Origin of the sequence: Thalassospira permensis NBRC 106175, from assembly GCF_000714555.1 — a bacterium.
In the GTDB taxonomy this organism is placed as follows: domain Bacteria; phylum Pseudomonadota; class Alphaproteobacteria; order Rhodospirillales; family Thalassospiraceae; genus Thalassospira; species Thalassospira xiamenensis.
The window spans coordinates 252,174-271,008 of record NZ_AUNC01000012.1 but is presented as its reverse complement, the minus strand read 5'-3'; the positions used below and the strand labels follow the sequence as shown (position 1 = coordinate 271,008).

Annotated in this window: 16 protein-coding genes and 1 riboswitch; of the genes, 4 read left to right on the top strand and 12 right to left on the bottom strand. The window is 54.4% G+C overall.

The genetic code is table 11. From position 1 onward, the window contains the following. Positions 1 to 6 precede the first annotated feature (6 nt). The 9 genes from SMB34_RS08440 to cobU all read right to left on the bottom strand — a co-directional run bounded on the left by SMB34_RS08440 (position 7) and on the right by cobU (position 11,234). A complete protein-coding gene (locus SMB34_RS08440) occupies positions 7 to 813 on the bottom strand; it encodes a class I SAM-dependent methyltransferase (protein WP_037989139.1) in 807 nt (268 codons plus the stop codon). After that, positions 810 to 1,481, bottom strand: coding sequence for an FtsZ-binding protein FzlA (fzlA, locus tag SMB34_RS08435; protein ID WP_037989310.1), 672 nt, complete (start codon positions 1,479 to 1,481; stop codon positions 810 to 812). Before fzlA ends, SMB34_RS08440 begins: the two co-directional genes overlap by 4 nt. A 192-nt stretch (positions 1,482 to 1,673) precedes the next feature. Further along, the gene (locus SMB34_RS08430; RefSeq protein WP_037989307.1) at positions 1,674 to 3,188 is read right to left on the bottom strand and encodes a cobyric acid synthase; all 1,515 of its coding nucleotides are present in this window, start codon (positions 3,186 to 3,188) and stop codon (positions 1,674 to 1,676) included. A 48-nt stretch (positions 3,189 to 3,236) separates the two neighbouring features. Further along, on the bottom strand, positions 3,237 to 3,863 hold the full coding sequence (gene cobO / locus SMB34_RS08425; protein ID WP_037989305.1) for a cob(I)yrinic acid a,c-diamide adenosyltransferase: 627 nt from the start codon (positions 3,861 to 3,863) through the stop codon (positions 3,237 to 3,239). Positions 3,864 to 3,916: 53 nt separating this feature from the next. Beyond that, the gene (locus SMB34_RS08420) at positions 3,917 to 4,714 is read right to left on the bottom strand and encodes an endo alpha-1,4 polygalactosaminidase (RefSeq protein ID WP_240478784.1); all 798 of its coding nucleotides are present in this window, start codon (positions 4,712 to 4,714) and stop codon (positions 3,917 to 3,919) included. Between the two features lie 163 nt (positions 4,715 to 4,877). Continuing rightward, on the bottom strand, positions 4,878 to 5,564 hold the full coding sequence (locus SMB34_RS08415; RefSeq protein ID WP_037989138.1) for a hypothetical protein: 687 nt from the start codon (positions 5,562 to 5,564) through the stop codon (positions 4,878 to 4,880). 199 nt (positions 5,565 to 5,763) lie between these two features. After that, positions 5,764 to 9,531, bottom strand: coding sequence for a cobaltochelatase subunit CobN (cobN, locus tag SMB34_RS08410; protein WP_037989137.1), 3,768 nt, complete (start codon positions 9,529 to 9,531; stop codon positions 5,764 to 5,766). A gap of 90 nt (positions 9,532 to 9,621) precedes the next feature. Continuing rightward, entirely contained in the window at positions 9,622 to 10,662 is a 1,041-nt protein-coding gene (gene cobW, locus SMB34_RS08405) for a cobalamin biosynthesis protein CobW (RefSeq protein ID WP_037989136.1), read from the bottom strand. A gap of 32 nt (positions 10,663 to 10,694) precedes the next feature. Then, positions 10,695 to 11,234, bottom strand: coding sequence for a bifunctional adenosylcobinamide kinase/adenosylcobinamide-phosphate guanylyltransferase (cobU, locus tag SMB34_RS08400; protein WP_205618041.1), 540 nt, complete (start codon positions 11,232 to 11,234; stop codon positions 10,695 to 10,697). A gap of 60 nt (positions 11,235 to 11,294) precedes the next feature. Continuing rightward, positions 11,295 to 11,488, bottom strand: a riboswitch (cobalamin riboswitch). Between the two features lie 342 nt (positions 11,489 to 11,830). Here cobU and SMB34_RS08395 point away from each other — a divergent pair. After that, positions 11,831 to 12,406, top strand: a complete 576-nt coding sequence (locus SMB34_RS08395) for a hypothetical protein (protein ID WP_240478783.1) — start codon at positions 11,831 to 11,833, stop codon at positions 12,404 to 12,406. Between the two features lie 77 nt (positions 12,407 to 12,483). Here the strand turns inward: SMB34_RS08395 and SMB34_RS08390 are convergent, their stop codons facing one another. Together SMB34_RS08390 and cobS are read right to left on the bottom strand one after the other, a co-directional pair. Then, complete coding sequence (locus tag SMB34_RS08390; RefSeq protein ID WP_037989132.1) at positions 12,484 to 13,095, bottom strand: histidine phosphatase family protein; 612 nt, start codon at positions 13,093 to 13,095, stop codon at positions 12,484 to 12,486. Between the two features lie 83 nt (positions 13,096 to 13,178). Then, on the bottom strand, positions 13,179 to 13,931 hold the full coding sequence (gene cobS, locus SMB34_RS08385) for an adenosylcobinamide-GDP ribazoletransferase (RefSeq protein WP_037989300.1): 753 nt from the start codon (positions 13,929 to 13,931) through the stop codon (positions 13,179 to 13,181). 237 nt (positions 13,932 to 14,168) lie between these two features. On the opposite strand from cobS, the gene cobT reads away from it, so the two are divergent. Then, positions 14,169 to 15,200, top strand: coding sequence for a nicotinate-nucleotide--dimethylbenzimidazole phosphoribosyltransferase (gene cobT / locus SMB34_RS08380; protein WP_037989131.1), 1,032 nt, complete (start codon positions 14,169 to 14,171; stop codon positions 15,198 to 15,200). A gap of 45 nt (positions 15,201 to 15,245) precedes the next feature. Here cobT and SMB34_RS08375 read toward each other — a convergent pair whose 3' ends face one another. Beyond that, positions 15,246 to 16,475 carry an EAL domain-containing protein gene (locus SMB34_RS08375; protein ID WP_007088382.1) on the bottom strand — a complete coding sequence of 410 codons (1,230 nt, stop codon included), beginning with the start codon at positions 16,473 to 16,475 and terminating at the stop codon, positions 15,246 to 15,248. Between the two features lie 256 nt (positions 16,476 to 16,731). Between SMB34_RS08375 and SMB34_RS08370 the strand changes: the two genes are divergently transcribed. Both SMB34_RS08370 and rfaE1 read left to right on the top strand, forming a co-directional pair. Beyond that, entirely contained in the window at positions 16,732 to 17,316 is a 585-nt protein-coding gene (locus SMB34_RS08370; RefSeq protein WP_007088383.1) for a D-sedoheptulose 7-phosphate isomerase, read from the top strand. Positions 17,317 to 17,358: 42 nt separating this feature from the next. Next, entirely contained in the window at positions 17,359 to 18,831 is a 1,473-nt protein-coding gene (rfaE1, locus tag SMB34_RS08365) for a D-glycero-beta-D-manno-heptose-7-phosphate kinase (protein WP_007088384.1), read from the top strand. Positions 18,832 to 18,835: the final 4 nt, after the last annotated feature.

Below are 18,835 nucleotides of genomic sequence, written 5' to 3'. Positions count from 1 at the left end.
CGGACATCAGTCCGGTCGTTTTGCCATCCAGACCTGATTGGCAGCATATCGCGGCGGGCTGCCTTTGAAATCCGAAAATTCCGACACCGAAATGAAACCTGAAATCTCTAACATCAGGCGCATTTCACTACGATGAACCCATCGCATGTGATGCCAGCAATCCTCGCATCGCAGAACCTTTCCTGACGGATCGATTTCATCGAACCGCCAATGTTCTTCAAACCGCTGGGTCAGGGGGTCGCTTGTGCGCTCCATTGCGGTGATCCGCAACCTGCTATCTTGTGCTCCAACACCTTCTGGCATCGGAAACAGCGGCAGTTCAACACTTTCCGGATCACCTTCCGGAAGGCAATACCGAAGGTCGGGATCAATCAGATCAAGAACCAGCATCCCGCCAGGCAGCAAATGATCAGAGGCCGTCATCAGGCAGCGTTTCTGGTCCTCGCCATCGGTGATTTCCTGAAACCCACGAAACGGGATGATGATCAGGGCAAATCTCCGTCCCAGATCAAAGTCGCACATATCGCCCTTGTGCCAGACCATATCGGGATATTTCGTCCGTGCCTGGGTCAGCATCGCATCGGAAAGATCAAGTCCTTCAATCGCGATACCGGCCTCGTGAATGGCAGCGGCAACGCGCCCGGTGCCACATCCCAGTTCAAGAACAGGGCCACCGGATTTGACGGCAATATCGCGATAAAACGGGATCGGATCTTCGAATAATTTGCGATCAAGGTCGGCACGAAGGTCGTAGCTGGCGGCGTTAAGGCCACCTTGCGGGTAAAAGCTGTCGACCTTCGACGAACCCGTCATTCAAAATCCAGATCTGCATAATGCGGGGATGGTGGGAAGCTTGCCTGCCGGTCCGCCAGAATATCGCGCATCGCGGGGCGGCTTTTGATCCGCATATACCAATCCTTGGCACGCGGATGTTTCGACCAGTTGATGTCACCCATATAATCAATGACAGAAATCTGTGCCGCAGCAGCAATATCAGCCATGGTCAGATGTTCGCCCGCCAGCCAGTTCCGGCGTTCAAACAGCCAGCCGATATAATCCAGATGATAGGCCGCATTGGTCCGTCCGGCGCGCAGGATTTTGGTATCCGGCGTCCCGGTCGAAAAGAATCTTTTCAACAACTTCTCGCCGAGCAGATGATCGGTGACCTCGCGGTTGAACTTACCATCAAACCACGCAACAAGGCGGCGGATTTCCGCACGTTCCTTGGCATCCGAACCCAAAAGCGGCGTGTCGGTATAAACTTCATCCAGATATTCGCAGATGACGGTTGAATCGCACAACACCGTACCATCTTCTTCTTCCAGAACCGGCACTTCGCCCGCCGGGTTCAGCGACAGAAACGCATCGCGTCGCTCCCAGACAGGTTCTGCCTTAAGCTCGAATTCAAGCTTCTTCTCGGCCAGAACCAGACGCACTTTGCGCGAAAACGGTGATAGCCAGAAATGATGTAATTGACGCATGGAATTGAAGATACCCAACCAAGGATGAACGTTTTGCAAACCGGGCCGCATATGGCAGTTTGATACCATATGGCGTCTGTGCGCCATTCATTACAGGACCGGAATTTCAAATTCTCTCAAACCACGCAAATGCGCCGATGTAAAGGCTTTGTCGCGCCAAACAGCACCAATCTTGCGCTTTTTGTCATCCTGTCATCCTGACCGGCTTTGTGCCAATGCCAAAAGCCCGTCAAGATCAAGGCACGCCCCAACATGATCGGCCAGTTCATCAAGGGCGGCATCAATGCCAGCTTCAAAATCGATGGTACTGTTCCGGTCCCGGTTGACGATCGCGCTCAGATAAGCCGACCGGAACGGATCACTGCCAAACAGGCCATGTAAATAGCATCCCGTAACTCGTCCATCGGCACTTTGCGCACCGTCAATAATTCCGCCATCAAGACAAAGCCAGCTTCGGTCACGATCCGGCCCGGTTGTCTCGCCCATATGGATTTCATAACCACTGACCGGGATATCGGCCATAACCCCACCAAGTCCCGCCAGCCCGGTGGTTTGACGCAGCGTCTTGTCACCGCCCATCACGGTTTCAACGTCAAGCAATCCAAGCCCGGCTTCTGATCCCGCCGCACCTTCTATACCATCGGGATCATGGACCATGCGCCCCAACATCTGATAACCACCGCAAATTCCGACGACATGGCCACCCCGGCGGTAATGCGCCAGAATGTCAATATCCCAGCCCTGCTGTTTCAGGAAACGAAGGTCGGATGTGGTCGATTTGCTGCCAGGCAAAAGTACCAGATCAATATCGGCAGGAATAACTTCGCCCGGTTTAATGATCAGAAGATCAATATCTCGTTCGGCCGCCAGCGGATCAAGGTCATCAAAATTCGCAATCCGCGGCAGGTGCGGCACTGCAATCCTGATCCGGTTCTCATCCACGCCCGACCGCACATAACGCCCGGCTTTTTCAAGCGCCACGCCATCCTCGGCTGGCAGGCGATTGGCCCCCTGCCAATATGTTGCGATACCGTAACTTTCAAGCCCCGTATGATTGTGGATGATCTGCAGGGCAGGCTCGAACAGCGATACATCGCCCCGAAACTTGTTGATGATATAACCACGCAGCCAGTGGCGGTCCCCCTCGGACAGCAGGGCATGCGTACCGACGATTGATGCGATCACCCCGCCCCGATCAATGTCCCCCACCAGAACGACCGGAACTTTGGCCGCCTCGGCAAAGCCCATATTGGCAATATCGGCGGCACGCAAATTAACCTCGGCCGGTGATCCGGCACCTTCGACCAGCACAAGATCGGCATCAGCAGAAACCAGATCAAAGCTTTCCACCACACGCGGCATCAAATCGCGTTTTAACCGATAATAATCCCGTGCCTTGGCACTGGTCAGGACCTTGCCCTGTACCACGACCTGAGCACCAATTTCACTTTGGGGTTTTAACAGAACCGGGTTCATGTGAACCGACGCAGGCACACCGCACGCCCGCGCCTGCAACGCCTGTGCCCGGCCAATTTCGCCGCCATCTTCGGTTACGGCCGCATTATTGGACATGTTTTGCGGTTTGAATGGTCGCACCCGAAGCCCCCGCCGCGCAAAGGCACGGCACAGGCCCGCCACCAGCAAGGATTTTCCAACATCCGAACCGGTACCTTGCAACATCAAAGCAGGAACAGGGCGCGCGCTCATTCCGGTTTCAAAACTTTCTTTTATCTGGCTGTATGCCAAGATCGCAAATCAGAACTCGACACCGATCTGTGCCTTGATGCCCTGTTCGCGGAACGGATGTTTGATCATTGTCATCTCGGTCACAAGGTCTGCCGCCTCGATCAGGGTATCAGGCGCATTACGCCCGGTCAGGACTACATGCTGGTCGGGCAGTTTGTCGGCCAAGGCTGCCAGAACATCATCAAGCGGCAGGAAATCATAGCGCAGAACGATGTTGATCTCGTCGAGGATCACCATGGCAAAGCTTGGATCACGCATCATCTCAAGCGCCTTGTTAAAGGCGTCACGCGCCAAAGCCACATCCTGCGCCCTGTTCTGGGTTTCCCAGGTAAAGCCCGCTCCCATGGCGTGAAATTCGCAAAGATCGGGGAATTTCTTCAAAAGCTTTGCCTCGCCGGTTTCCCAGCCGCCTTTGATGAACTGAACAACGCCAACTTTCATGTCGTGCCCGACACAGCGCATCGCCATGCCAAATGCCGACGATGATTTGCCTTTCCCCTTACCCGTATGAACGATGATCAGGCCCTTTTTGTCGATCTTCTGCGCCATCATCTTGTCGCGCGCGGCCTTGATCTTCTTCATTTTTTCGTCGTGGCGGGTATTGAGATCGGTATCGGGCGTGTTGGTGTCGGTCATTGCTTCATCCCTTTGCATTTCTGCCCGAACAATGCGGCGAAGCGTACGCCGGATCAAGGACAGTTTTCGGGTTTTCGATCCAGTTCGACATGCGCGATGACACCCTGAAAACCGTATTTTCGGGCTTCGGGACAGAACCGGTCCGGATTGACCCCTTCTTCGATATATTCAATTGCAAAGACCGGCTTGTTCATCTGCACATAGGACAAAAACGCATCCATGAAGCCAAACCGATAGGATGATTCAAGCAGGGCGAAATCCATTCTGTCGATCAGATCAGGCACCAGTTCGGCAGCATTTTTCTGCCCAATGGCAAGCCCGCGCGCATGCGCCTGCTCAATCAGCCATCCGATATATCGAACCTGATCGGACCGTGTCAGATTGAACCCGGTTTTCTTGTTGGTTGTATCAGCTTCATAGGCATCAATGTTATCCGGCTCAATAGCCAGAAAACCCTTTTCCCGGCACAGGTCAAGCCGGGCTTCCATAATATGGGCGAATTGGTCAAACCGGCTGATATCAAGCCAGTTTTCGCCTTCCCATCCCCAATAGGGGTTGCCAATCACATCTTTGGGGAATTGCGTATAATCCTCGTTCCATTCCTCGACCGCACCGACATTGATATAGCAAATCGGAAAAATACCGGCCGCGCGCCATTCCCGAACCCGCTCGGCCGTCGTTTCAAACAGATCGCTATCGATTACGCGGATATTGCTGCCGATTTCAATGTCGCCCTGCAACTGCCAGTGCAGCGGCCCGTCCGGCACCGTTGACCAGTCATCCGCCGCCGCAATGCCGACCCCGGCACCAAATTGCAAAACAAAACCGGCAACAGTAAAAAACGCGCGCATCAATACCCCCGGAAAATCAATCTTGCGACTTTGCCCGTCTGAAGGGCGATAGACAACCTCCCAAAAGAAAACGCGACCGTTTCCAGCCGCGCTCTTGCACCCGTAACGGGTGCGATCCCCCGAAACCCGCCGGGCTCGGTCAATCGATATATCTTTTAGCCCTTCAGCCTGACGATAAACCAAGGTCGCCGGTCACCAAATCGGCCCATTTATCAGGCTCACGCATGTCGGTATTACGCAATTCGGGGCGACGCATCCGCGCCTTGTTAAATAACTGCAACCGGTCGCCCGGCGACATCTGACGCAGGCGAAGCAATGCCTTGCGCACCGCATCATTCGGGGCATGAACCGGTTTCTGGAAGCTTTTTTCGATCACTTCAAGCCGACGCTCAAGCCAGTTGCGCGTCGAAACCACATCCGCAATCAGTGACTTCAATTCGCGAACCACCGGGAAATGATTTAACGCCACATGGGCCCTTGAAATGGTTGCACGCCATATCTGGCGTTCAACACCTTGCAGGTAACGCCAGTAAATCCGGACCTTGGCATCAATTTCAATGGTTGTTTGATCCGGCCCCGGCAGATGGCGCGCAAGTTCGTCCAGATCATCACGGAATTCTTCAATACTGACCGGTGCATGAACGCCGTGAAACCGTTCACGCAGGTCAAGAACCGAACGGATCGCACCGCGGGCCGGGCGATAACGGCCCTGGCCGTGCAAATCGGCACGTAACCAATCAGGAAGGTCGGCATCAGCAAGCAGGAAATCGACAATTTCTGCATGTCCGGCATGAACCGGCAGAGGGGTCCGCAGATAGTCAGGCAAACGAACGTGTTTCGTTCTTTCCATAGTGGCCTCCTAACTCTGTTGCCGATCCGTCTTGTGCGGTTATCGGCTCGATAGGTGTGCCCCGTCCCTCAACCAATAGATTAACACTTGGTTAAAAGAGATATGGTGCGAAAACGAAACGTTTCAACTGCCCGGTTTGTTCCGGCCATTCATTTCAACGGTAAAATTCTCGTGATTCGCAATATTGGATAATGCGCTGTTATGGGGCGCCATTCCCCATCAGATCGACTGATACGGAATTCCGGCGCGGCTGCCAAAGGCCACGATCAATCGCCTCGCGCAGGCGGTTGCGAATATCGCGAAGCGCATCGGGATTATGATCCCTGATAAAATCACGCACATCGCGATCGCCAAGATACGCATCATAAACCAGATCAAAATGATGATCGGCGACACACCGCGCCGTCGCGGCAAAGGCAAACAGGTAATCCACCGTTGCCGCCATTTCAAACGCACCCTTATAGCCGTGGCGCATTACGCCTTTGATCCATTTCGGATTGACCACGCGTGCCCGGACAACACGGGCAATTTCTTCTTCCAATGTACGGATTTTCGGGCTTTCCGGGCGGGAATGGTCGCTATGATAAACTGTTGGCTGCTTGCCGGATAAATGCCGGACCGCCGATGTCATTCCGCCTTCGAACTGATAATAATCATCGGAATCCAGCAAATCATGTTCGCGGTTGTCCTGATTATGGACAATCGCATCAACCCGCGACAGCCGTGTTTCAAACATATCACGCGCGGCTTCGCCCTCCGCCCCGTTGCCATAGGCATAACTGCCCCACGCCAGATAGGCATCCGCCAGATCGGCGTCATCTTCCCAAAGCTCTTCATCAATCATTGCCTGTAATCCCGCGCCATAGGCACCGGGTTTGGCACCAAACACGCGATATGCTGCCTGTTTTCTGGCTTGATCAGGACTGGCCCCGGCGTCACACAGCTTTGCCGTTTCTGCCGCCACCCCAACCGCAATCGGGTTCATGTCGGGCGCTTCGTCAGTTTGCGCGGCGACCGCACGTACCGCGCTGTCAAACAGGTCAATCAGGCCGGGGAATGCATCGCGGAAGAACCCCGATATGCGCAACGTCACATCAACGCGCGGTCGCCCCAGCAGAGATGCTGGCATAATCTCGAACCCGGTCACACGGCGCGATGCGCTGTCCCATGTTGGCCGAACCCCCATCAGGGCAAGCGCCTGGGCAATGTCATCACCACCGGTGCGCATATTGCTGGTGCCCCAAACCGAGAGGCCAAGGGCCACGGGCCATTCACCATGATCCTGCACATGCCGTTCCAACAGCAATTCGGCGGATTTCCATCCCAATTGCCATGCTGCCGGGGTCGGGATCGTGCGCGTATCAACCGAATAGAAATTCCGCCCGGTCGGCAACACGTCCGGTCGGCCGCGCGTTGGGGCCCCCGATGGTCCCGGTTCGACAAATTTGCCCGCAAGACCGCGCAGCAATCCGGCAATCTCTGCCTCGCCACAGGCTGTCACTGCCGGACGAATAGATATTTCGATATCGGAAAGAACTTCAATTGTCCGTTGCCATGCCTGATCCGCGACCACCTCCCCACGTACCAGATCACGCGCCAGAAGCTCGATCCGCTCTACCGTATCGCCCGTAGTACGCCACGCCCCAACGTCATATTGCGCAAGAATTTCGGGCTTAATCCCCGGCCAAAACTCGGCAAAGGCACAATCAAGCGGATCAAAACCGGGATCGCCAAGAATATCGGCGGCCAAGGCCCGATGAAGTGATGCCTTTGGCCCCTCGCTCGACCCGCGCGGCAATCTTGCCAGTGCGACCAGAAGATCGGTCAAAAGATCCCCTTCCGGTGCCTTACCAAAGATATGTAAGCCATCGCGGATCTGAAGTTCCTTCAATTCGCACAGGTAATTATCAAGCTTGGCAAGCGCGCTTTCCTCGTCCTCGTCCGGCTCAATCCCGCAATCGCGGTCAAGCCCGATGCGAATAGCAAGCTCAAGGATGTCACGCTTCAGGATGATCAATCTGCGTGGATCAACTGCTGCTGCGTCGTAGTATTCATCAACCAGCGCCTCCAGATCCTTAAGCGGTCCGTAACTTTCTGCCCGCGTCAAAGGCGGGGTCAGATGATCAAGGATCACCGCCTGTGCACGGCGCTTGGCCTGTGTGCCTTCCCCCGGATCATTGACGATAAAGGGATAGAAATGCGGTGTCGGGCCAAACACGGCTTCGGGGAAACATTCTTCCGACAGCGCTAATGACTTGCCCGGCAGCCATTCCATATTGCCGTGTTTGCCGAAATGAATGACGGCATGCGCTCCGAAATGATGGCGCAGCCAGATATAAAACGCGAAATAGTTATGCGGCGGCACCAGATCGGGCGAATGATAGCTTTCAAACGGATCGATATTGTATCCGCGTGCCGGTTGCAGCCCAACTACAACATTGCCCATCGGCAGGATCGAAAGGGCAATCGCCGACCGATCTGGCAGATAAAACGGATCACTCTCCGGCTCTCCCCAAGCATCCGTTACCTGCTGACGGGTGCGTGCGGGCAGGGTGGCAAATGCCGCGCGATAATCGGCAACCGGGATCGTCACACGAACGGTGCGATCAGCCAGCGACTTGAAATCATTCGTCGGTCCGGCCTTGACCGCCGCGATCAGGGCATCGCCATTTTCCGGCAGGTCATCAATCTTGTACCCGGCATCCTTCATCGCCCGAAGGGTTTCAATCATCCCGGCCGGTGTATCAAGCCCCACACCATTGCCAAGGCGCGCATCCTTGTTGGGATAATTGGCCATGATCATCGCGACTTTGCACATCGGGGCGTCCGTCTTGCGCAATTTGACCCAATTGGCTGCCAGTTCGGCAACAAACGCCACCCGATCGCGCACCGGGATATATTTAACCAGATCAATCTGCGTCAGGGCATCCTTGCCCGCCGATCCCTTGAACGACACGGCGCGCGATAAAATACGGCCATCAACTTCGGGAAGTGCGACATTCATCGCAATATCCCGCGCGGCAAGCCCGTTCACCCCATCCCGCCACGATGCTTCTCCACCGCCAGATAGCACCACCTGGAAAACCGGTGCATCGACAACATCAAACGGCCCATCTTTTCGTTCCACACCCGGAACGGAAAGAGAGAAGCCGGTGGTGTTCAGGATCAAATCCGCACGTGTTGACCCCAGCCATTCTTCAACCAAGGCCGCCGCAACCGGGTCTTTGAGGCTGGCAACAAAAACAGGCAATGGATTGAGGCTATTACCCAACAACTCCTCAACCAGCGCATCAATTACATCCAGATTACCAGCCTGAATTAATGCACGGTAGAAGATGATCGAGACAACAGTATGATTTTGTTTCCAATTCTGTTCAATTTCTTCGAGATTTGCGGTGATTTTCCCCGGCCAATAAAGGCCTGCCTTGACCAAGGGTGCCGCCGGCTTCCAGTCCCAACTGACAGACGGGTTCAACTTTTCATATATAAGACGCAGTAAATGTTCAGCATTTCCCGGACCACCTTCGATCAGGTAACGCCAGATTTGCTGATACGTTGCACCCTTTACCGTCGATAACGACAACAGTTCCGCATCGGGTTGATCGTCACCTGGCAACAGTACCAACGGCACGTCGTTGCGACGGGCCAGTTCGACCAGCTGTTCGATCCCGTATTCCCAATATCCCCGCCCGCCCAGAATGCGCACGATGATGAATTTGGCATCGGTCAGAACATCCTCGACATAAAGATCGACCGACATGTTGTGACCCAGCTGCAATAGACTTGCCAATCGCAGCGACGGTGTCGCGTCGCCAAATGCTGAATGCAATCGCGCCTGCGCCCCGGCCAGACAGGCAAGCTCGGACTCTGCTGCCGACAGGATAACGACATCGCCCGGGCTTTGCCCCAGATCGACGGCTTCGCTTCCATCGGTAACAAGCCCAGGCTGGGCGGCAAGCAGATGCATCGGAAATGTCCGTTTCTTTTATCGTGTGCTGGTTCAAGATCATCCGCCCGCACAACGTTGTCGACCGGATGATCTTACAATTTCAAAATGTCACGATGCCTTGATTGCCGCTTCGATGGCACCGCGATCCAAGCCATGCAGGCCGATCACCACCAGTTCCGACCGGCGCGTTTCGGTTTCGGCCCACGGCCGGTCGAAATAACGCTGGAATCTCTCACCAACGCCCTGAACAACCTGGCGCATCGGCTTGCCGGGAATATCAAGAAAACCCTTGATCCGCAGGACATCGAACTGACGCACGACATCAATCAGGCGTTTTTCAAGCACGGCCGCATCGTCAACCGCGTCAAGTGACACGACAAAGCTTTCAAAATCGTCGTGGTCATGTTCGTGACCATCGTCATGATGTGAGGGGCGGCTATCAAGATCGTCTTCGGCCGCCGCTCCAAGTCCCAGCAAAACAGCATTTTCGACCTTCGAATGCGCGGTCGCGATGATCTTGACCGATGGGCGTTTCAGCTCGGCCCGGATATCTGCCTCGACCTTGGCAATTTCAGCTTCTGTAAGCAGGTCGGTTTTGTTCAGAACCACCATATCGGCGCAATGAAGCTGCTCTTCAAACAGTTCCTCAAGCGGGCTTTCATGATCAAGATTATCATCCGCCTCGCGTTGGGCCTGAACCGCATGATGATCATGGGCAAACAGCCCGTCGCGCAATGCCGCCCCGTCCAGAACAGCCACCACACCATCTACCGTGACCCGTGAACGGATTTCCGGCCAGTTGAACGCCTTGACCAACGGTTTTGGCAGTGCCAACCCTGATGTTTCGATAACGATATGATCAGGCGGCGTGTCGCGATCAATCAGGCCCTTGATGGTCGGCAGGAAATCATCGGCCACCGTGCAACAGATGCACCCGTTTGCAAGTTCGACAACGTCGTCCTCGGCACATCCCGAAATGCCACAACCATTTATCACTTCGCGGTCCACGCCCAGATCACCAAATTCGTTAATGATCAGCGCAATCCGCTTACCCCCGGCATTTTCCAGCATATTGCGGATCATCGTGGTTTTGCCTGCACCAAGAAAACCGGTGATCACTGTTGCCGGAATTTTTCCAAGCTGTGCCATATTCAATTACCCTTAAATCTATGAATTCTGATCTATTTAACCGACATCGGAATGCCCGCAACCACAAGCGTCACCTGATCGGCAAGCTCGGCAATCCGTTGATGCAATCGTCCGGCATGATCGCGAAAGCTGCGCGCCATGGCATTTTCCGGCACAATCCCGAAACCGACCTCGTTCGAAACCAGAAGAACTGGGATATCCAGCTCCGGCAAAAGGTCGCAAAGCCGGTCAAACTCGGCCTCGATATCGCGATCTTCCAGCATCAGATTGGTCAGCCAAAGCGTCAGACAATCGACCAGTACCGGTTTGCTGCCGTCGCGATTGCAGGCAGACAGGACACCGAAAAGATCAAGCGGTTCCTCAATCGTTTGCCATATCTCGCCGCGCGATGATTTGTGAAGTTCGATGCGATTTGCCATTTCCTCGTCCCATGCCCGGCCGGTCGCGACATAAATACCGCCGCCTGCATGGTTGATCCGGTTTTCGGCAAACCGGCTTTTGCCCGATCTGGCACCGCCAAGGATCAGATGGATCCCGGCAAGCTGGCTGTTATCAGCCATATTCTGGGTCATAGCCGCTTTCCTTCGCTTTGACCTCCCACCGAGGCCGGATTGCGTTACCCCATATCCTTACGAACAGGGATACCGATGGCTGGTTTCCTGGCTGCGGGCATGAAAGCAATCCGCCTTCCCGGCATGTTGTCTGCAAATCAACATTACCGGTGGCTTGTGACATCACATCACCCGGATCACCCAACCCGTTACAGTTGCGGGGGCAGCACCGGCATCACACCGGTTTCCCATCACCAAACGGCAGCGCCGAACCTAGCAGCTTTGCTCCCACGACCAAAGCCCAAACTCCGACCTAGCCATAAGGTCAGTATTTGTAAGAATTGACTGCTTGTCGGCGGTTATTCTTTAGGAGAACATAATTTTGTCACGATGGATCAGAGCCGACAAAAGCCGCCCGCGTGACCGCCGGACATTACAAAACAAACAAAGTCCGGATGCCGAAACCGCAAAGGGTTTCGGAAAAACTTCTTGGGGTTAATTGGAAATTTGCTGATCAAATGGCAATTCATGAACAAATTCAACGAATTCGGAATCTGAAATCAACAACCTGGCAGACCGTATCACGCGAAGACATGTGGCGCGGGCTGCTGGATAGATTGAGCTATAATGATCAATCCTTTCCCGAATTCCTGCAACATCATGCTGTGAATGGTGAAATATCATTGGCGCGTCGTGATGTTCGAAACATTTATGCCAGCCGTCCGACCTGTGGTGTTGTCGCGACCATCATTTGGTCGCATGCGCGTGGCATCCGCGTAAATGCGCTTTCGCTTCTGGTCCGTGACCTGACGAAACTCGTGGAATTGTTCGAAAATGACGATTTCGACGAAGATCAAATGTCACTGCTTCTGGGCCAGCCTGGGATATCCATCCCGACCGCCAGCAAAATGCTTTCAGCCTGTGGTAAGAAATACAAAGGCAAACCCGCCGCCATCATCGACGACACGATCATTCAGGTTATCGAAGCACCGGAATTTGCATCCGACTTTACGGAAATCAACGAGCTTCGCGGCAAATCGCGCAGCCGGCCTATTCCTTACTACGAAGCCTATCTCGACGATATCGCGTCAATCTGTGGCAGATACGATGTCTCTGCCGATATGGTAGATCGCTTTTTGTCGGAATATGCGCTTGTCGATGCGCAGGAAACCGATCAACGGAAATCCGCCTGAAAACTGATACCCTGTGTGGCATGTCATTCAAGCCCCACAGGGTATCGGCAGATGGGTACTGCCCAGCCCCCCTTTAATCAGTAACGCAGATTAACACCGGCCACCCGCCAGCCCGGCTGATCGACGCCGGTTATATGTTCGATCCGTGTCACGCCAAGCGTATCGATATGAAATGATAAGGCCGCCTCAAGCGACAGACCAAGCGCATTGGCAAGGGCCGCGCGCACCGTCCCGCCGTGAATAACGGCCACAATATCGCGCCCGGCCCAATATCTTGTCAGCCGGTCAAATATTGGCCCAACCCGTTCGACAACGTCGCTGAAACTTTCACCATTCGGAGGATGCTGGCGCGCGAAATCGGCCCAGAAACGGGTGGTTTCCCCTTTGGGCAGATCATTCCAGTGTTTCTTTTCCCATGCGCCAAAATGCTGTTCGGCAAAGCCGGTTTCACGCGTCGGCAGGATGTTTTCATCCATCAGCTCAAGAAGTTTAAGCGCGGTATCAAGCGTGCGCGAAAGGTGGCTCGTAATCCAGACCGCGTCGTTTGGCAAATGGCGCGACAGGGCACGCAATGCCTTTTCATCGGTAAGATCAACCGGCACGTCGCTTCGGCCATAGACAAGCCGTTCCGGGTTGAGAACCGGCGCATGGCGAACAAGCCACCAACGGGTTGTCACTGCTTTGTCCATTCTTCCCCCAAGGAAAAATGCGGTCGAAAAATACGATCCGGGTTTGGGCTCGGTTTTGAACGGTTCTTTTCATGATCTTATCATCAGGCAATCTGAAGTATCGCGATAAATGCAATACCGACAAGCAGCTCGGAGATGATTTGAGTCATGCCCAGCACATCGCCAGTATGGCCGCCAATCTGATGTCGGGCGATCCATCCGACAACCGATGCCCCGACCATCATGGCAATCAGACACATGAACGCGGTCACCGCACCCGCAACAATCACCACCAGAACCAAGGCGATGGCAATACCCGCGCTCACCACTTTAATGTCGGGTCGCCCGGCACTTTTGCCAAGACCATCTTCACGCGCCGGATCAAACACATAGGTCACGATCGGCATCGCCGCACGCGATAGTGTCGCCATCACAATCAGGATGGCGGCCATGCTGCCACTTTCACCCGCAGCATCCAGAAGGGCGATGCGCATCGCTAGGCATAAAACAAGCGCAACAACACCATAAGTCCCGATCCGGCTGTCACGCATGATTTCAAGCTTGCGTTGACGGTCCAATCCACCGCCAAACCCGTCGGCACAATCGGCAATGCCATCCTCATGCATCGCCCCAGTCAACGCGATCAAGGTAAAAGTCGCGACAATGGCCGTAATCATGACATTGCCGGTCAGAATCTCGATGACGTAGGCCGGAATGATCGCAATCCCGGCCATGAACAACCCAACCAGCGGCCAGCACCAAACTGATCGTGCCATCGCATGCGCGCTGAAGTCACATGGAATGAAAACCGGTATCCGGCTTAGCAGGGCAAGAGCACGCCAAAAATCAGCAAGCATCCCCGTGGGGGGTGCTTCAGGCTGAGGTTCTGATTCAGATCTGGTTTCTGGCTTTTTGGCATCAACTTGATCATCATCAAGGTTTTGCAAATTCATTCCGGCTTGATTATGATCATTGTTCACGGGTGTGTTCCGATATTCGAACTGGCATTTCGCACGCAATCAGACTAATCATGGGCGCGACAGAAGCCAAGCAGAAGACGCTTTGCATCCTTGTCCGCCAGCCGGAGATTATCCATGTTCGATCCCAAGCATCCCCCCCAAAGTCTTGATGAAATCCGCACCCTGATGGCCCAATTGCCCGGTGTCGATGCAGAGGCACAGGCAGCCGTAAGTACGCGCGAGCCACAATTGACCAAGCCCGCAGGCGCGCTCGGCAGGATGGAAGATATCAGCCTTTGGCTGGCAGGTTGGCAAGGAAATTCACGACCGAACATGACACGCCCGCGTGTCACGGTCTTTGCCGGAAGCCACGGCGTCTGTGCACAGGGCGTGTCGGCATTCCCGGCCGAGGTCAACCAGCAGATGGTTGAAAACTTCATCAATGGCGGTGCGGCAATCAACCAGATCTGCAAAACGGTTGACGCGGAACTGCGCGTGATGGAAGTCGCCCTTGAAATCCCGACCAACGATTTCTCGCAAGAACCCGCCATGGATGACGAAGGCTGCGCCGAAGCAATGGCCTTTGGCATGAGCGCCATCGAAAAGGGGATTGACCTTTTTGTGCCCGGTGAAATGGGGATCGGCAATACTACCTCGGCCGCCGCCATTGCCTATGCCCTGTTTGGCGGTGAAGCCGCCGACTGGACCGGACGCGGCACCGGCATCGACGATGAAACGCTTAAACGCAAAACACGCGTGGTCGGGGATGCCATCATCCTGCACAAAAATCAGTTCCATGATGCATTCGACGTTCTGCGCTGTGTCGGCGGACGCGAAATTGCCGCGATGGCCGGCGCCATTCTGGCCGCACGTTACCAACGGGTACCGGTTCTTCTTGATGGATATGTTTCCTGTGCAGCCGCGGCAATCCTTGGCACTATTCGCAGCGATGCCCTTGACCATTGTCTGGTCGGGCATGTTTCGGCCGAACCGGGCCATAAACGACTGATCGAAAAGCTTGGAAAACAGGCGCTTCTCGATTTTGGCATGCGCCTTGGCGAAGGATCGGGTGCAGCCCTTGCCATTCCGCTATTGCGGGCATCGGCGGAATGCCACAACGGCATGGCAACCTTTGCCAAGGCAGGTGTCACAAGCCGCGACGCGTAATCGTTTTGATTTCGGAATTAAAAATATACCGGCCGTTTGCTGGCGTTATTTTTTGGTGCGCTCGCTCAGCAGATGCTCGACATGGCGACCCTGGAACATGGTGATATTGATCGAATGACCAAATTTGATCGCCCGCTCATCATCGCAGCGGCACATGATCACGCGCGTATCGCCTGATTGCGCCACAGCTTCGCGCATGGCGTTGCCGTGCTCTTCGTCCAGATTTTCCATTTCCGGATCCCAGATCATCTTGATCATATCAACGCCAAGCTTGTTGCGGTTGATATAGGGCAGCGAAAGATGGCTGATCCCGTCAATACAAATCCGGTAGCCACGATCGCGGCAGAAATCACGCGCAAAGAAGAATGCGCCAAGATCGGCAAAGATATCGATCTTTTGCAGTTCAAGCACGATGGTTCCGCGCTGACCTGCCTTGACGTTGCTGTCAAATGTCAGGAAATCCGGCGACAGCAGGGTCGAAACATTCAGATTGATACTGACCGAACCGGTCACCGATGCGTCATTGCTGCGTGTCAGCAACGACAACATGCGACGATCAAGAATTTCCGTCAGATGCTGAAACAGCCAGCGATTGGACAAAACATTGACATCGGGCAGCAGTGTTTGCTGTAAATCCTTGATCGAAATGAACAATTCGTGAAAAACCGGCGTCGGGTTCGCATCACCGACAACCGCACAAATCGCCTGCCTGCGCATCAGGTTCGAAAGATCAGCCCTGCGCAATGCCTCGTCAATACGCCCCAGTATTTTGGGTGTCAGCGGTGCACGATCATCTTCAAGCATCGGGCTGTCGTTGTGACGCTCGGCCGCCTTGCTGACCTGACGCGGACGGTTGGCGTTTGAGCGCACAAGCGTTTGTGCCAGATGCAGGAAATCCTTGTATTGCTGTGCGACATCGAAATAGTCGGTAAAGGTCGCAGGCGCGCCGCTTTCATCCTTGCCGTCACTGATCAGCGGATCATCATTGAAAAGGAATTTGAGCCGGAATATGACTGCATTGACCTCGTCAATCTCGGCCGCATCAAAGATGAAAATCAGATCCTGATTGGACAGCGTGAAAATACGCCCGGTCACATCAGGAACGATTTCTTCGAATGATGCAATTGCCGTGCGGATATGGTGATCGCGCCGGTTGAACGGCAGCAGCTTTGAAAAATGCACATGAACCGCCCCCACACCATCCTTGCGACGCTCAAGACGGCGCACATAATCGACCAAAAAGGCTTCGGGTGAGGGTAACGTGCTTTCAGACATACAGGATGACCAGATTTTCCAATGTGCAACGCGCGGCGAAAGTCCCGATTGAAATACAATAGTTCGCGGGCCGTTAACAGCTTATGTATTTATCATTGTGACAAATTGAAACCAAACCCGAAAATCAGTCATTTCCTGATGTTCCGATATTTGCCGAAAACACCACTTTTAAAAACGATAAGTCATGGCAATGGATCATCCAAGCTGCTAGTTTCAGGCCGATTTCATCAGCCTCGAACATTCCAGAGATCAAAACATGGATATCAATGCCTTCTTCGATGCCGAATTTGACGAGCATCTTGATCTGGTCGACAAAACCCGCGAAGCAACGCGTGCGCCCTTTGCAAAACTGGTATCGATCTGCACCAATGCGCTGAACGAAGGCAACAAACTCCTGTTCTTTGGCAATGGTGGATCAGCAGCCGACGCGCAGCATATCGCAACCGAATTCACGGTTCGTTACATCAATGACCGGCGTGCATTGCCGGCCATTGCCCTGACAACCGATAGCTCGGCACTGACCGCAATCGGCAATGATTTCGGATTTGATTATCTGTTTTCCCGCCAGATCGAGGCACTGGGTCGGCCAGGAGATGTCGCAATTGGTATTTCGACATCGGGCAACAGCAAAAACGTCAATCTCGGCCTTGAAAAGGCGCGCAAGATGGGGCTGATTTCCACTGGCTGGACCGGTAAAACCGGTGGCGCCATGGTTGATCTGTGTGATCCGTTGATGATCGTGCCAAGCAACACCACCGCCCGTATTCAGGAAATGCATATACAGCTCGGGCAAATGCTTGTTGGCGCACTCGAACATACCCTTGGCCTGACCAAGGCCTGATCCGAGCCACTTTCGATTTAACGAACAGAAGACGATACGCACATGACCGATCTCAGCCATCTGGCCCAACTGGTTGAACAACTGCCCAATGCCAAGGTACTTTGCATCGGCGATGTGATGCTTGACCGGTTTGTCTATGGCTCGGTCACCCGTATTTCGCCCGAGGCACCGATCCCGATCATCCGGGTCGAACGCGAAAGTGCAATGCTGGGTGGTGCGGGCAACGTTGCCCGCAATGCGACGGCCCTTGGCGCATCGGTTCGTTTTCTTTCCCTTGTCGGTGATGATCTTCCAGGCCGGGAGGTGATGGAATATGTCGCCAATGACAAGGGTGTCGAGCCCTATATCCAGATTGAACGCAACCGCCCGACAACGATCAAAACCCGCTATATCGCGGGCGGACAACAATTGTTACGATCTGATAACGAAACCACCGCAACGCTTGCCGCCCCAACCATCAGCAACCTGTCTGCCTTGGCTGCACAACTAGCGCCCGATGTCAGTGCCATTATCCTTTCCGATTATGGTAAGGGCGTTTTGCATGGTGACGTTGTCGCCGCAACCATTGCTGCCGCGCGCAAGGCCGGAAAACCGGTTATTGTCGATCCCAAGGGTACAGATTACAGCATCTATCGCGGTGCGACGGTCGTCACCCCGAACCGAGCCGAAGCCCAGGCCGCAACCGGCATCGACATTCAAAGTGACGAGGATGCAATTGCCGCAGCCACCAAAATCATCACCGAATGCGGTATTGAAAACGTCCTTCTGACCCGAAGCCAGGATGGCATGACGCTTGTCACCAGCAAAGGTGAGGCAACCCACCTTCCGACCGAAGCACGCGAAGTATTTGATGTATCGGGGGCCGGTGACACGGTCGTTGCCTGCCTTGCATCGGCGATTGCCGGGGGCGCATCACTTTCAGACGCTGCGCGTATTGCCAATGTTGCCGCGGGCATCGTGGTTGGCAAGATCGGCACCGCTGTTGTTTATCCGGACGAACTGATTTCTGTTCTGCATCATCACGACCTGATGATCGGCGAAGCCAAACTGATGCCGCTTGACCGCATGGTGGACCGTGTCGAACGCTGGCGCCGCAAGGGTTATAAGGTCGGCTTCACCAATGGCTGTTTCGATCTGCTGCATCCGGGCCATCTCAGCCTGCTGCAACAGGCGCGATCCAACTGTGACCGGCTGATTGTCGGGCTTAATTCCGATGCATCGGTCAAACGCCTTAAGGGCGAAGCACGCCCCGTGCAATCCGAGGCTGCCCGTGCGGCTGTCCTGGGGTCTCTTGAAACCGTCAGCGGTGTGGTGATTTTCGGCGAAGACACCCCGATCACGGTGATCGAGGCCCTCAAACCCGATATTCTGGTCAAGGGTGCCGATTACACCATCGACAAGGTTGTCGGCGCAAATATCGTTCAGGGCTATGGCGGCAAGGTCGTTCTGGCCAATCTCGCCGACGGTTTTTCGACGACCTCCACCATTGCGCGGATCAATCAGGGCAAGAAATAATCCA